The 16,388-nt window shown below is 32.7% G+C and carries 12 protein-coding genes; 3 read left to right on the plus strand and 9 right to left on the minus strand.

Features of this window, described 5'->3' with window-relative positions; all coding sequences use genetic code 11:
• The first annotated feature begins 159 nt into the window (after nt 1–159).
• On the plus strand, nt 160–1,464 hold the full coding sequence (locus tag bsdE14_RS07430; protein ID WP_264849295.1) for a S8 family peptidase: 1,305 nt from the start codon (nt 160–162) through the stop codon (nt 1,462–1,464).
• A 57-nt stretch (nt 1,465–1,521) separates the two neighbouring features.
• Here bsdE14_RS07430 and bsdE14_RS07435 read toward each other — a convergent pair whose 3' ends face one another.
• From bsdE14_RS07435 to bsdE14_RS07465, 7 genes are all read right to left on the minus strand, one after another.
• Nucleotides 1,522–2,955, minus strand: coding sequence for a spore germination protein (locus bsdE14_RS07435; RefSeq protein WP_264849296.1), 1,434 nt, complete (start codon nt 2,953–2,955; stop codon nt 1,522–1,524).
• An 8-nt stretch (nt 2,956–2,963) separates the two neighbouring features.
• Nucleotides 2,964–4,100 (minus strand): Ger(x)C family spore germination protein, encoded by a 1,137-nt coding sequence (locus bsdE14_RS07440; protein WP_264849297.1) that lies wholly within the window; start codon nt 4,098–4,100, stop codon nt 2,964–2,966.
• Nucleotides 4,081–5,175 (minus strand): GerAB/ArcD/ProY family transporter, encoded by a 1,095-nt coding sequence (locus bsdE14_RS07445; protein ID WP_264849298.1) that lies wholly within the window; start codon nt 5,173–5,175, stop codon nt 4,081–4,083. Before bsdE14_RS07445 ends, bsdE14_RS07440 begins: the two co-directional genes overlap by 20 nt.
• 123 nt (nt 5,176–5,298) lie before the next feature.
• A complete protein-coding gene (locus bsdE14_RS07450) occupies nt 5,299–6,798 on the minus strand; it encodes a flotillin family protein (protein WP_264849299.1) in 1,500 nt (499 codons plus the stop codon).
• Nucleotides 6,799–6,815: 17 nt separating this feature from the next.
• Nucleotides 6,816–7,406, minus strand: a complete 591-nt coding sequence (locus bsdE14_RS07455; protein ID WP_264849300.1) for a YqiJ family protein — start codon at nt 7,404–7,406, stop codon at nt 6,816–6,818.
• Nucleotides 7,407–7,905: 499 nt separating this feature from the next.
• On the minus strand, nt 7,906–8,964 hold the full coding sequence (locus tag bsdE14_RS07460; protein WP_264849301.1) for an AI-2E family transporter: 1,059 nt from the start codon (nt 8,962–8,964) through the stop codon (nt 7,906–7,908).
• 68 nt (nt 8,965–9,032) lie between these two features.
• Nucleotides 9,033–9,341: a hypothetical protein gene (locus tag bsdE14_RS07465; protein WP_264849302.1), complete on the minus strand. Its 309-nt coding sequence runs from the start codon at nt 9,339–9,341 to the stop codon at nt 9,033–9,035.
• Nucleotides 9,342–9,542: 201 nt separating this feature from the next.
• Here bsdE14_RS07465 and lacZ point away from each other — a divergent pair, with 201 nt between their 5' ends.
• Nucleotides 9,543–12,707: a beta-galactosidase, LacZ type gene (gene lacZ / locus bsdE14_RS07470; RefSeq protein ID WP_264849303.1), complete on the plus strand. Its 3,165-nt coding sequence runs from the start codon at nt 9,543–9,545 to the stop codon at nt 12,705–12,707.
• Nucleotides 12,708–12,711: 4 nt separating this feature from the next.
• Nucleotides 12,712–13,371: a TetR/AcrR family transcriptional regulator gene (locus bsdE14_RS07475; RefSeq protein WP_264849304.1), complete on the plus strand. Its 660-nt coding sequence runs from the start codon at nt 12,712–12,714 to the stop codon at nt 13,369–13,371.
• Between the two features lie 57 nt (nt 13,372–13,428).
• On the opposite strand, the gene bsdE14_RS07480 is transcribed toward bsdE14_RS07475, so the two are convergent.
• Entirely contained in the window at nt 13,429–14,799 is a 1,371-nt protein-coding gene (locus bsdE14_RS07480; protein ID WP_264849305.1) for a VanW family protein, read from the minus strand.
• A 99-nt stretch (nt 14,800–14,898) separates the two neighbouring features.
• Nucleotides 14,899–15,543 carry a hypothetical protein gene (locus bsdE14_RS07485; RefSeq protein ID WP_264849306.1) on the minus strand — a complete coding sequence of 215 codons (645 nt, stop codon included), beginning with the start codon at nt 15,541–15,543 and terminating at the stop codon, nt 14,899–14,901.
• Between the last annotated feature and the right edge of the window lie 845 nt (nt 15,544–16,388).

The raw sequence follows: 16,388 nt of genomic DNA on the forward strand, positions 1-16,388 counted from the left end.
TTAACTAATATATAAAAATAGTTTATTAGCAAATTCCCTTCCATTTGCAACTAAGACGCTGCATTGTGGCACATCCCCTCCAAACAGCATAGGATACAATAGAAGCCTTTCTTAGTGGAAATATTACCACTGGGTAGCTGTAAAATAGGAGGGGGTTATATGATATTTCAGGAAGTTAGTTGGATACGTTCAAATACTGATAAATTTTGTCCTACCCTTAGAAAACTGGCATTGGAGTGGTATAGGCCCTTTAAGCATGTGCCCTGTTTTATGCAGGGATTATTTAAGGGTATTAAGCAAAGATTCAAAAAGCTGCCAGTAATAGTTCAATTTGATGATAACTTTGAATATAATACTTGTTTAGAATTTCTTTCTATAACTACTAAGTGCAAGGTATCTAAAGAAATGCCCTTAATCCACGGTTTTTGCGCCAATGTAAATGCAATAGTTCTAGAACAGCTTATTTCGCAAAAGAAAGTTAAAAAGATATGGTATGACAATACTGTAAAAGCTGTGCTTGATATCGCTTCAAAAGAAGTGAATGCTTCTACTCTATGGAGTTCAAATCCGCCATATACAGGTAAAAATATCGTAGTAGCGGTGCTGGATACAGGTATTTATAACCATCCTGATTTATCAGGGAGAATTATAGCTTTTAAAGACCTTATAAATGGAAAGACTGCTCCTTATGATGACAATGGACACGGTACTCACGTTGCTGGAGACATCGCCTCAAATGGCAGTAAGTCTAACGGTACTTATAAAGGTCCAGCTCCAGAGGCTAGCCTTGTAGGTGTTAAAGTACTTGACCGATTTGGGTCTGGAACTCTTTCTAAAGTTATACAAGGAATACAATGGTGCATTTCGAATAAAGATGCTCTAAAAATAAAGATCATCAGCATGTCCTTAGGCAGCACTGCCTCACAACCTCATACTGATGACCCAGTTTGCCAAGCCGTAGAAAAGGCTTGGGACGCCGGAATTGTAGTATGTGTTGCTGCAGGAAATGAAGGCCCGGATGCCAATACTATTAGCTCTCCAGGAATAGATCCAAAAGTAATTACTGTAGGTGCAATAGATGATAATAATACCCCTGATATCTCTAATGACGAAATAGCATACTTTTCAAGTAGAGGTCCTACTCTTGAAAATATATCAAAACCAGATATAGTATCTCCGGGTGTGAATATCATTTCTCTGCGCTCTCCAAACTCTACTTTAGATAAACAGAATAAGAGTTCTCGAGTAGGAAACTATTACTTTTCACTATCCGGTACATCAATGGCTACTCCAATTTGTTCAGGTGTAGCAGCATTACTTCTTCAAAAGAATCCAAATCTTACACCAAGTCAAGTTAAAAAACTAATAATGACTACTGCGCACCCTATAGGGATTCTGCCAGCAACTACACAGGGCAGCGGACTTATAGATGCCGCTAAAGCAATAGAACGAGTTTCTCGTTAATACAGTTATAAAAATAGGAACAGCTAAATCTAACACTGCTCCTATTTTTATTCCCATTTATCGTTTTGTTTTATCCTTTAGTTTTTGGTATTCTGGCCGCTTCTTTGTAAGCACTATATTACTCAATATAAAATCTTTTATGTCATTAAAATAAAATGGTGCTACAGGCGCTGTATATGGTATGCCAAAGCTTGTGATTGATGCAAGCTTTACTACTATGAAAGTAATTCCCATCACTAGGCCAAATAGTCCGAAAATACCAGTTAAAAAGAGCATTAAAAATTTCAAAATTCTTATAGGATTCATTATTGTGTAATCTGGTACAGCAAAGGATGCCATTAGTGACAAAGCTACTATGATTATCATAAGAGGGCTTACCAGTCCTGCACTAGCAGCTGCCTGACCTATAACAATAGTTCCTACTATACTTACAGCAGACCCTATTTGCTTTGGAAGCCTTATACTTGCCTCACGAAGAAGTTCAACCACTAATTCCATAAGCAGGGCCTCAGTAAATGCATTTACAGGTACAGTAACCCGAGATGCTGCAATGGCCAAAATATACTGTGACGGAATAATATCAGGATGATAAGCTACTAGAGCTACATACAAAGATGAAAAAGTCAGTGTTATAATTAAAGCTGCGTATCTGATTACCTTAACAAAAATGCCCATATAAGTATTATCGTAGTGATCATCAGCAGCATCAAAAAATTCAATAAAATTTTGTGGCCATATCAAAGCTAAATTGCTTCCCTCTACCATTATGCATAATTTACCACTTAATATAGCTGCACAAGTTGAATCAGACTTTTCCGATATACCCGATTGAGGAAACAAGGATGTCTTATTGTTTGATATAAATTTTTGTATGTAGCCTGATTCAAGAATTCCATCAACACTAATTTCTTGAAGTCTATTTTTAATATCCCTAACATACTTTGGGTTTGCTATATCAACCATATAAAGAACTGCCACAGTGGTTTTAGTCCTTTTTCCTACTCTAAAATATTCAACTTTTAATGCTTTACTCTTAATTCTATATCTTATTAGAGATAAGTTAGTCTCCATATTCTCAGTGAAAGCATCTCTAGGTGACCTTATTGTACCTTCTATCTGTGGAGCTTCAGTACCCCTTTTTTCAATATTAACTGTATTTGCAACTAAGTATCCAATATTGTTTGAAAACAATATTACAGTTTTCCCCTGCAATATGTAATCATTTATGGCATCATCATCATATTCTAAAAAAACATCATCAACATAAATAACAGAACTTATAATTATCTCTGGTGTTATTAGCTCATTCTTATGATAGTGTAATAGTGGTTTTATTATATTATTTGAAATAGCATTTCTATCAGAAATTTCCGATATATATAATATGAAAATTTCTATATCCTGCACAATAACTTTTCTTATGGAAATCCCAGATACAGCATGGCTAATCTGTCTAATCCTATATGTAACGTTATATTGATTGTTCATCATATTCACCTTCAGCTCTTTTTCTTCATATCACTATTAAATAAATTGGTATTAATGATTTTTACTTTTACCTCCACATTAAAGTTTACATTAGGATATTCTTCCTTCCATTTTAATTGCTTATAAATACTGGGATTATCAGCTCTAAAATATCTAGCAAAACCAAATACATCACTTTGAAATTCTCCCTTGGACTTTTCTAAAGCACTGTTTACTTCTTTTTTTAAATCCTCAGCAACTATATGCTCAGCTTCACTAATAGCTTTTGAACTTATAGGTTCTATAAAATATCCGTATTGCATCTTGGCATCAAAGTTTAAACCAATATTTATATTTATTCTATTATCATTATAACTAGTTTTTATCTTTCTTTTTTTTAGAACAGACTCAATGGAAATCTTGTTACTCTTATTTTCAGGACTTATTATGGATTCTCTAAATACAGGCTTATCCTCTACAAGGAATAAAAAGCCCCTAGATTCTTTTTCATCTATTAGTCCAACTAATTTTGCATCCTTCAGTACAGCAAGTCCTAACAACTTAATAGAATTATCTTCTAGCCCTACATAAGGTAAAAGAAAGCCAATATCCTTAACCTGTATATCAGATTGTATATCTTGAGCTGTTTTATATATAGTCATTCCTTGTTTTGAAAGTGATCTAATTGTATCTTCTATTGCATAGCCCGCAGAAATATCATTAACAACGTTTGCTTCAAATAGTGTGTCTGTTGTTTCTCTGCTCACTACCACAAGCAATGATTTTCTAAGTCCTTGAATAAAATCAATTCTATTTATATATTGCTCTATTCCATCTTGCGCATATTCCTTGCTAAATACCACAACTCTATTAGCTCCAGAAAAATCAACAAAGGGTATCTTTGCGTCATATTCAGCTCTTACATCTTCAAAATCCTTGCCTACTGACCTATTATGATACTTCCCAGGAACTTGAGGACCTTCTTTTCCCTTTCCTATACTTGATGAAAACTCTGCAAATTCAGTGTTAGCCTGCCCTTTATTTCCTTTTTTATCTATTCCTATAGCAAGGGATATGCTTCTCCTATTTATATCTTCATAGTCCCAGCAGCCTTCTAATGTTAATGATAGTATTAAAATAAAGCACAATTTACTGTATTTTTTTATCATGATTTTTCACCTTCATAACAATAAATAGAATTGTTGGTATAAAAAAAGCTGCAGCAATACCTAAATAACTTGCATAATTTATTATCTTCTCTACTAACATCTTAGACTTTGGGGCTAGAGATATAATAAAGGAAATAATTATTGTAACAGTAAGTACAGCATTAAACCTAGCACCTTTAAAAATGCTGCCGAGTGAAACTGTCAATGAATATCCCCATAAGCATATGCTGCAAAATACATCTATTGTCCAAATAATCATATAAATACCATCCAGCCTTCTAAAAAACTCCAAATAGTGTACATCAACCCCTCTTACTATATTAAATAGGGAAGCTTTATAAATAACTGCTGTTTCCACACCAACTACTGAGATTGCTGATTCAACCACAAATATATAGAAAATTCCTATAAACAGTACTGTAAAAATGGTGTATTTATATAAGCCTCTGTTATTCTTTTTACTTATAGGCATAAACAAAAGTAATTCCATTCCTAAAAAAGGAAGTATCAACTGATACGATGATTTTATATAACTCATCACTCCCTGTTTCATAAAAAATGGTCTTAAATTAATTAATCTCCCCTGAGTAAATAGTATAAAACTCATAATAATTATTCCTATAATTGCCATAGGAACATATAGCTCGCAGACTCTTCCAATTACACTAGGTCCTTTGCTTATAGCATAAAATACTACGCTATAGAGCAACATTTCTATAGCCCATATAGGAGTCCTAATTAACATAACAAGCTTTAATGTTTCAGCATACATTCTTATTAAGTATGAAAATATTAATATAAAATATGTTATAAATATAATTTTAAAGATGAATGTTATAAACTTTCCAACTAATTCTTCACTGTACTCATAAATAATTTTATTTTCATTATTGTAACAAAGATATGTAATAATATAAGTTGCTGCACCAGCTGCAACCGTTACAATGAGAATAGAAATCCAACCAATTGTGCCGCCTGCTTCTGATACATTTTGAGGCAGATTAATAAGTCCATATCCTACTATTGCACTGTATACTATAAAACTGCATTGCCTATTGGTTAATGCTTTATTCATCTTCTATTACCCCTTATGATATTTGATATTAGTATAACCATTTTTATGAATCAAATATGAACTAATACTTTTTTTTAGACAAAAAAAGAGCATGGATTTCAAATCCATACTCTTTGAAGTTAGTTATTTAGCCGCATCCTGATTCTTTTTCTCAGCGATATTTTTCTCATCTTTATTAATACTCTTATTTAAAAAGTCTAAAATATTAACCCCTGTTAATGCTTCAACTGTTTCAGGAAGCTGAGCCATAATATCATTTACATAGCCTGTAACCTTAGATGCCCCTTTTCCTTCTCCTGTTCCTGAGCCATTGTCAACAATAACGATTTTTTCAGTTTTTGATAATGGTTCTGATACAGCCTTAGCTATTTCAGGAAGCTTTTCAATAATCATTTGAGTCATAGCAGCATCGTTATACTGTTTGAATGCTTCTGCCTTCTTAGCCATAGCCTCTGCTTCTGCTTTACCTTTTTCTCTTATGATATCTACTTCAGCCATACCTTGAAGTCTTAGGGCTTCTGCTTTTGCCTTACCTTCTAGTTCTATAGATCTTGCTCTTGCTTCTGCATCTGCAATTTCCTTATACTTAACTGAGTCTGCTACTTGTACTTGCTTATATTTTTCTGCCTCTGCTTGTTTTCTTACTGTAGCTTCAAGTTCTCTTTCTCTTCTTAAAGCTTCTTTTTCTGCAAGTTCTATTTCTTTATCTTTTCTTGTAATATCAACTTGTACAGTGGCCTCTGCCAATTCTCTTTCTTTTTGCTTCTTAGTAATCTCTACTTGAATTTGAGTTTCAGTAACTTCTTTCTTAGCTTTGTTTGCTTCTATTTCATAAGCTAAGTCAGAAACAGCTTTTGCCTGTTCCTGTTCTTTTCTATAAGCTTGAACCTTTAATTCCTTTTCCTTTGAAGATTCAGCAATTTGAGTTTCTGATAATATCTTTGCAGCTTCTCCAAGTCTTATAGCTTCTGCAGTTTTAATCTTAGTTTCTTTATTAGCCTCCGCCTCAGCTATTAAAGCATCTCTCTTAACTGCAGCAATTCTTGGTTTTCCAAGAGCCTCTAAATAACCATTCTTATCGGATATATCTTTTATAGTTAAAACCTTTAGTTCAAGACCCATTTGAGCTAAATCAAGAGCTGCCACTTCTTGAACATGAGAAGCAAATTTTTCTCTATCTTTATATATTTCTTCTACAGTCATCTTAGAAACAATTTCACGAAGCTTACCTTCAAGTACATTCTTTGTAGTATGCTCTATAATCTCAAGCGTGTGTTGAAGTCCGTTGGAAGTGTTAAACTGCTCTGCAGCTGATAATATGGAATCAGTATCTGATTTTACCTTAACAACAGCAACACCGTCTGCAGTAATACCAACGCCTTGCCCTGTAAGAGCTCCGTCAATTCTAATTTCTATCTCCATGTTCTCAAGTGAAATCTTATCTGTTCTTTCTAATAGCGGTATAACAAATCCACCACCACCAGTTATAACTCTCTTTTTAAGGCCTGTAACAACTAAAGCCTTGTCTTGAGGCACTCTTTTCCACATGGAAAAAATGCTTAAAATAAGTAAAATTACTACTCCTACTATTATTGCAGGAATAACAAAAATTGTATAATCCATAAATTTACCCCCTGAATTTATTTTGATTCATTTAATGGTTGAACATAAAATACATTGTTCACTATCTCATAAATCATTACCTCTTCCCCCTGAGGTACTGACCTTTTGTTAATATGCTGTGCTGGAGCATTATACTTGCTTCCATTTACAACATATGCTATAGTTCCAAAGCCATTTTCAAATATTGGAGATATGACTTCAGCTTTTAGCCCAATAAGCTGGTGTTGAGTTATAGCGCTGGTATTTTGAGCCTTATATAGCGGTACTACTATAAATTTATATAGCAGAAAAGAAATAAATAGTGCTATAACTATAGCCAGTATAAATACTATTACGGCACCTAACTTGCTTCTCGTCCCCATAAGCCCAACTCCACCAAATACAGTTAAAAAAGAAACTACCGTTATAGGCTTTAACGGGAACACAGTAAAAGTTGGTGAAACACCCGGTCCATCAATATGAGTGTCAATATGAGTATCTACATGCATATCAATATGAGTGTCTATATGTCCGCCAAGATGTACAAAGCCCAATAAACCTCCCATTACAAAGGTAACCACAGTATAAATTACTCCTACTAGAAAAACAGTGGTATAAAAATATTCCATATACCCCCCTCCTTTTAATAATATTTTATAATGTCTTGGTTTACTCTATTACTACTTTAAGTAGTAATATGCAAGCAATTTGTACTAAGAGCAAGTTGCATTAAATAGTATTTAATAACTTTTTATATGATATAATTTATTATACCACATATCCTGCTTTCAGCAAATTACCATTTAGTAATATTATATACTTTTCTTACATATTTAGGCTATAATAAAAATTTAAATCACTGTATCTTATCGCAGCTCCTTTTATCACTATTTATCTATGCTTTTCAATTTCTTCTTATGTGTTCCACGGGGACGTTTCGTTTGGCACATGCACTAGGGATATGCTATCGTACTTGCCACGTGGGTGTGGCCTTTGGCACACAGATAATTATGTGCCGGAGAGATGGGCTGCCGGGACATTTAGTCAGGGGCCCACGGCATAAAAAAATGTCACAGAGAAGTTTCACATGGTGCATGTGTACCAAAGAAAACTTCTCTGTGACATCAGTTAATGCAAATATTTATCATGAACCCTTAAAGCTTTTAAGGCATTCTTAACAATTGTGTATATTGGGACAATGGCAAAGGCTGCAAAAGGCCCTCCTACTGCTATAGCACCAATAACTAAAAATATATCTGTCAATGGGTGTATTTTCATGCTTTTAGCCATAACAGCCGGCACTACTACTCTTCCCTTTAAGGTCTGCACAATAACAAAAACTGCTGCTAACTTTAAAGACATATAAAGTCCCATGCCTAGTGATATAACACTTGGAATTATCATAGAAATAAAAAAGCCTACAAAAGGGATAAAGGCTAGTATAAATGTAATACTCGAAAGCAGCATAGCATTTGGCATGCCTATTATCTTATACCCCGTAAATATCATTATTGCTAGTGACAGTGCCACCTTTGCCTGACCAGTAACATAGTGGCTGAGTATTACATCACTGTCAGAAAGAATTGTATCTGACACCGCTTTATATTTTTCTGGTATAAAATATAATACCTTTTCTTTAAATATATTTCCATCCTTCAACATATAAAACACAATGACTAAGATTAAAAATACTGTAGAGAAGGTATTCATAAAGTATCCAACAAACCTTTTAAAGCTAAGTCCAATTTGGTGTATGTAATTTTTAACCATTCCAGCAGCTAAAGTATATATTTCATCCACATTTATGTATTGATTAAGCCAGGCTACAAATCCATCTATTTCCCTTCCATCACCTAGAAGCTGAATCAGCTGATTAGTAAGCTGTCTAAACTGCTCCATTGCATATTTTGCGAAGTAAGATAAAATACCACTTAGTATAAAAGCACAAATAACTAAGCTAAGCATACTTGCTTTACCGCGTCCCATACCCTTTTCTATAAAGTGATTATTAATTGGCCTTATAATATAATAAAGGAGTACAGATATAAAAAGCGGAATCAAAAAACCTTTTGACAAAGTAGCCACAAGCTTATGCAAAATCTGTATCTTTCCTAAAAGTATGCAGGCTAAAAGAATTAAATTTATAATTATAAGAATACGAATAACTCTATTCTTTATTTTTATCATCCCCTTCAAAACTCACAATAATAGTTATTTAGTAGTCTTATTGTAAGCATATTGAAGGACTCTTATTCTTATTTTTTCTTACACTTTTTATCTATGCCCTCATAAAGGTATTCTAGGTATTCTGTATTTGCGCCTTCGTTTTTCAAGAAGGTTATTCTTGATTTAGCCTTTTCTAAAGTTTCCCTTGCTTCCTCAAAATCATTTTGCTTTATGCAAGTACTAGCATACTCTAGTATGTAATCAATCTTTAAAACTACCTCCGCTAGATCTTCTCTGTCTTCATTTACAAGCTCCAATAAAATATCATATATCTTAGGAGATGTATTAGCCTTTGCACTATTTAATAATTCACTGTTTCTTGTACTTTTCTTTGACATACAATTGTCACCTCAATTTACTTTTTTATTAATATTATATAGCATTCCTTAAACTCTATAAACATATTATAGAGTTTAAACAGCTTATTACTCCTTTGAAAGTAAAATGCCTGCAATGGTTTTTGACTTGTATGAATTAAATGATATAATTAATATTAATATGATATTTAAACTATCATATCTTCTAACAGGAGGTTATTTATGAAGAATTTGCTCTTAGATATTGAAAATCCTAAGATGATAAAGCAAAACAAAGAAGATGGTCATGTTATAGCCCTGCCCTATGATGATTTCCAAGCAGCCTTGTGTTTAAATCCATCAAAATATAAATTGAGCCTTAATGGCAATTGGAAATTCAAATGGATAATGGGCATTAAAAATATACCTTCTAATTTTTATTGCGAAGATTATTCAGTAGATAGTTGGGCGCACATTGAAGTTCCTAGCGTATGGCAGTTAAAGGGCTATGGAAAGCCTTATTATATAGCTTTTGATTACCCTCCCGCATTGAGTAAAAGAAAGAGACATATTCCCAAAATAGATCAAAATTTGAATGAAGCTGGTTTATATAAAAGAACCTTTATTCTTCCAAAGCATTTTGAAAATAGAGAAGTTTTTATATACTTTGGAGCAGTAAAATCTGCCTTTTATTTGTATATAAACGGTAAAATGGTAGGGTATTCACAAGGCTCTATGACTCCTTCCGAATTTAATATAACAAAGTACCTTAGAGAAGGAGAAAATACTATAGCTGTGGAAGTATACAGATTTTCTGACGGCACTTACCTGGAAGATCAGGATATGTGGTTCTTCAGCGGTATTTACAGGGAAGTCTATATTTATTCTGAACCTAAAACCTATATAAGAGACTTCTTCTCAAGATGCACTTTAGATAATAACTATGAAGATGCTGAACTTTTTATAGATTGCTACATAAAAAATACCTTAAATGAAAATATGAGCACTACTGTAGAAGCCTACCTTGTTGACTGTGCTTCAAAAAATGCCGAGGCTTCCAAATTGTTATCTAATAAGTCACTTACATTAAGCGCTAATAGTGCAGTCTGTGCGTCCATTAATGCACATATAAAAAGCCCGAAAAAATGGACTGCTGAAACTCCTAACTTATATAGGTTGGTGCTGATGCTTAAGAATGATATGGATGAAGTAATTGAAGTAAAGTCAATACAATATGGCTTTAAAACAGTGGAAATAAAAGACGAAAAGCTTCTTATTAACGGCAAACCTATAATGCTTAAAGGGGTTAACAGGCATGAATTTGATCCCGATAACGGCTGGGCTGTTCCAAAAGAAAGGTATCATGAAGATTTTAAGATAATGAAAAGAAACAACATAAATTCCATAAGAACCAGCCACTATCCTAATGACCCTTACTTTTATGAGCTATGCAATGAGTATGGTTTTTATGTTATGGATGAAGCAGATGTTGAAACCCATGGAGTTAGAAGAAAAAATGTTCCAGGCGACAATCCGCTTTGGACGGATGCTGTAGTAGACAGAATGGAAAGAATGGTACTTAGGGATAGAAACCACCCCTGTATATTTATGTGGTCTTTAGGAAATGAAGCTGGTTATGGCAGTAACTTTTTAAAAATGAAACAGGCAGCACTTGCCCTTGATACAACTAGACAGTTTCACTATGAAGGGGATTTTGATATATCAGTTAGTGATGTAGTCTCAAGAATGTACCCAACTATAGATATGGTAGATAAATTAGGAAAACATGAAGAAATCAAAATCAGTATTTTTGATAATATACTAAATAAGCTATCCGCAGATAACAAACCATTAAAGCCTGAGCAGTATATAGGTAAGCCAGTTATACTTTGTGAATATGCTCATTCTATGGAAAACAGCCTTGGCAATTTTCAAAAATATATGAATAGATTTGAAAAGTATCCTAATATGGCAGGCGGTTTTATTTGGGACTTTGTAGACCAATCCATACGAAAGGTTGAGGAAGACGGTACTGTAAAATGGCTCTATGGTGGAGATTTTCACGAAGAAATAACTCATAGATACTTTTGTGCGAACGGTATTGTTGCCGCAGACAGGACTCCTCACCCAGCACTTTATGAAGTTAAAAAGGTTTACCAGGAGATTAAAGTTAGTCCTATAGACTTATTAAGTGGAGTAATTAAAATTCATAATAAGTACTGCTTTATTGATCTTAATAATTTTAGGCTGTATTGGAGTATAACTGAAAACGGCATAGAAATTTTACAAGGTATTGTAGAAAACCTGGAGCTTGGTCCAAAACAATCACAAGAATATGAATTGGGATATTCTCTTTCTGAGTTAAATGCTGATAGTGAATATCACATACTATTTAGCTTTCGATTAAAAAATACTTCAGCATGGGCTGAGGAAGGTTATGAACTTGCATTTGATCAATTTTTGATTCCAAACAAAAAAAGCTTTGTAAATGCTGAGCCTCCTCAAGATAATTTAACTAAGGATAATAATTTAAATGTGACGGAAACTAAAAATAGGATAACAATTCAAAATGATAAAATTTCAATTAGTATTGGAACCTTAAGTGGAGGCATCGAATCTCTAAACTATGGCTTTGGTGAATTGATTCACTCCCCACTTATTCCAAACTATTGGAGAGCCCTTACTGATAACGATAAAGGTTATGCTAATTTTAAACCTGAACTAGAAAAAATATTAATAGATACCTCTTGGAAAAAAGCATGTATCACTAGAAAAGTAGAAAAGCTACAGCTGCTAAAGCAGCCTGATCAAGTTAGTATTATAGTACATCAAAGTGTTAAAAACTGTAGTGGCGATGTATTAACTGAATTTAAAATAAATAGTTTAGGTGAGATTCAAGTTAAGCATTCCCTAACACCTAAGAAGAGCATGTACAGAATAGGAATGCAAATGGCCCTACCAAAGGAATATGAAAATATAACTTGGTTTGGCAAAGGCCCTCATGAAAATTATATTGATAGAAATACTGGTGCTAAGGTTGCCATTCACACTGGCGGAGTCAAAGAACTTATTCATAATTATATGAGACCTCAAGAAAACGGTAATAGAACTGAAGTCCGCTGGCTTTGCATCGATAATAAAGATGGCAGAGGAATTAAAATAAAAGATACCAGTAATACCTTTCTTAACATAAGTGCTTGGCCCTATAGTCAAGAGGATTTAGAAAATGCTCAGCATATATATGAACTGCCTGATAGAAACTTTAACACCTTTAATATTGATTATACTCAGTGCGGGGTTGGAGGAGACCTACCCGGAGTCGCTAATCTTCATGAGGAATTTAAAATACACAAAGGTATAAGGTATGAATATAGCTTTGTAATAACAAACAACGTAAAAGGAGAATAACTATATGGATTTAAAAACCAAGAGAAAAAAAGAACTTTTCGAGCAAAAGGAGAGGCGTAAAGATGAGGTTATATCTGCTGCTGTAGAAGTTTTTAAAGAAAAAGGCATAGAAAACTCAAAGATGACAGACATTGCAGAAAAAGCCGAAGTGGGAGTTGCTTCTGTTTATAGATACTTTAAAACAAAACCAGATTTAGCAGTGGAAGTTGCCATTAAGTTTTGGGATATGGAAATCAACAGTATTTATACTGAATTTGACAAGGACAATATTAACAATCTAATTGGCATTGAAAAGCTGAAAACTATACTTAATGTATTTGTTAACCTTTATAATAATCATAAAGACTTTGTCAGGTTCTTGGAGGAATTTGATAACTATGTTATCAAAGAGCAGATACCAAGTGAGAAGCTTGAGAACTACGAAAAAAGTATAATCAATTTGAAAAACATAATTTTTGAAGCCCTTGAAGAAGGAAAAGTGGATGGTTCCATCCGCAGCGATATAGATAATGAAGTTTTTTATATAACTGTATCTCACTCTCTAATGACCTTAGCGCAAAAACTAATACTAAGGGGAAACATTTTGAAAAGCGATAGCGATGTTTCCGGAGAAAGCCAAATAAATTTAATAATAGATATGGCAGTTAACTATATTCAAAACTAATATTATAGCCCTGAAGCAGCATAAATGTGCCTCAGGGCTTTTTAATATACTCATTTCCTACTGTTTTATTCCTACCTTAGTAACACCCGTTACTGGATTATAGAAATCATCTGATATTATCTCAGAATTAACTACTATTCCATTCTCAACAACATTTCTTATCACTCGCACCATATAACCGTCATGTCCCTTTTGCACATCTTCAACTTGACCAATTGGGAGATTCGGATCATCAACTACCTTTGTTGTAGATTGAATTGTCTTGTATATATTATTTGTAATAACATATTTTCTTTTAGCTAGACTTGAATTTGAATATAAATTAATATATAATACCTTATTTTTAGTATTAGCTTCTATAAATAGCGGATAATTAAATGTATTTTCAAATTTAAAATCAATATCATTCCAATCCACAGTTGCATCTAAGCCTAAGTCTACATAAGTAGATGGAAGAGTGTGATGTGTTCTTTCAACCGGTTTTAACCCTGTTTTAAGCACCGCATTATATAAAGTAGAGGATACCTGGCATATGCCGCCGCCATAACCTGATTCTACTTTATTTCCAACAATAACTCCAGCTTCTTTAAAACCTCGTTCCTTGGTTCTCTCACCAACAATGTCATTAAAACTGAATACTTCACCAGGAAGCAAACACCTACCATTTATAAACCTAGCAGCAAGTTCTATATTCTGAGATCTTTCAGGGGATGAAGACAAATAATCCGTATGAAAGGATGCTATATTATAATCTATTGTACTTAGCACTTCTTTAGTTACAGCTGCATGCAGCTCCTGAATCGGGGCTTTTATTGCAGTATCATTAACAGATTCACATACTACTTTTTTTATACTGCTCTCAAGCTTTTCATTTTCAATTTTATAACCATCAATAGCATCAACAACTTTTATACTGCCATCTGGCATTTTTTCAACTGTAGCATTTGTTGGTGACTTATTTATTTCACCTGCAATTGATGCTACAAATTCTTTTATGTATGCTTCATTATAATTAAAAGACACCCTAAATTCTCGTTCAGCGCCTTTTCTTATTAATCTCCCTTTTTTTAATACACCTAGATTTTTTCCATAATTAAATGCACTGTTAACTGCGCTGTCAATGTCATAATTACTAATTAACTTAGACCCTTCTACAATATATACTTTATCAAGAGCCTGAATTTCTATCTTCTTTTTATATAACTCATCTACATATTTTGATTTAACAAGTGCAATACCTTCTTCCTTTGTTTTACCACTTAAATCTATATTAGCTATACTTATACCTGGATAAACTACATTGTCCCATTTTTTACCCTCAGCATAAGCTCTGAAAGTAAATCCCGCAAATACAGCAATTGAGCACAATATAAATTGCATTATTAATATTTTAGCAGCAAATGTGAGTTTATATTTTCTTGGCTTCATAGAATATCCCTCTTATTAGTAATTTAATTGTAAAAACTCTCTGAGTTTTATCCATAATTATTACCTTTTCACTCTTACCTCTTACTTATTCATAAATTTCTACTTCGTAAAAAAATCTATGATGCTATTAATTTTCTCAGCTTCGTATTTAATTATGTATTTTTGTTCTTCCATCTTAGTTTCTTTTATTCGTATTTGTTCCTTATATTTCTTTATTAAATCAGTAAGCTTTTCTATTTCACTCTTATACTCTTCTACAGTGTTTACTGCCCCATTCTCATATTTTTCTATAAACTCTCCTAATAAATTCAGTCTGTTTTCTCCATCAGACAGCAATTTATTTAAGTCAGTATTTGAAGCACTGATAATATTCATAACTGAAGCCTTTTTTACATCGTAAGGTAAATTTTCTGGCAGAGCATTAATAAAGTTACCTAACATAAAGATAGTGTTAATATTACTATTTTCTATTCCATAAGATGAATAAATTTCTTCTATAGTCATATTCCCTTCAACCTGAAAACTCACTTTTTTGTTATTTACAGCTTCTACTTTTGGTTCAACAGTGATGGTTTTACTTTCGCTAGGCAGTTCTATTTCTTTTTCTAAAGCATTTTTTTCAGGCTCAATATTATCATTTTTCACTTCAACTGGTGAGGCTTCATTATTGCTGACAGCTGGTACCTCTTCACTGACCTTTTCCATTAAATTTAACTTTTCAAACATTGACATTATTTTTGACATTTTACCTCTCCCCTAATCACAAATCTTATATATTAAAATTCTCTTTTAAATGCATCTATATAAACTAAAGGATTTTATAGAGAATTTCTCCGCCCAAAAAAAAGCCCATAGTTATAGTAATAAATAAAACTATTATGCTGTAAAACTGGTTTTTCATTTTATAATTTCTAGAAGCACACCACTTATTAATAAGATGGACTATGACTTTACACACATAAAAAGCAGCCACTAAAGTTAAAGCTTGGACAATAACAAATTTCACCCACATCTTTAAAACACACTCACTTTATTTATTTTTTAAACATTTAATTTATTATTTAATGCCAATAAACAACTTTAGGCAAAAATTTCTATTATATTCTATTTTTATTATATACCACTATCCATAATTCATCAAGATATCTAAATATATGAATTGTTTCTTGCTTATATTTATCGTTTTATGTCTACTTTGTTAATATTTTTTAAAATAATTAATGATTAAATTTAATATAGCTTATTTTCTATAAATATTGATTATTGAAGCATTTGATGTAAATATAGTCATTTAAATGTATCAAATTTCATGCGCTTTTCATTACCACATCATGGCAAGGCCTTAATTCCTTTTTTATCAATTAATCTAATTACTTTTAGAAAAAAAAGAATTTATCGATTTATCAGAATATAATATTTTTTGAAATATGACTATTTTTATTCAAATCACACGCAAATTTGCAAGTATCATTGCGTTTTTTGAAGCTTTCCACTGTTTAATCTAGAAAATTAGCCGTAACAGTAATATAGGGCTTTTGACAGTACCAGGGTTTTTTCTTATTATAATATTGCCTTATAGGGAGTAAGTA

Origin of the sequence: Clostridium omnivorum (assembly GCF_026012015.1) — a bacterium.
Lineage (GTDB): Bacteria > Bacillota > Clostridia > Clostridiales > Clostridiaceae > Clostridium_AX > Clostridium_AX omnivorum.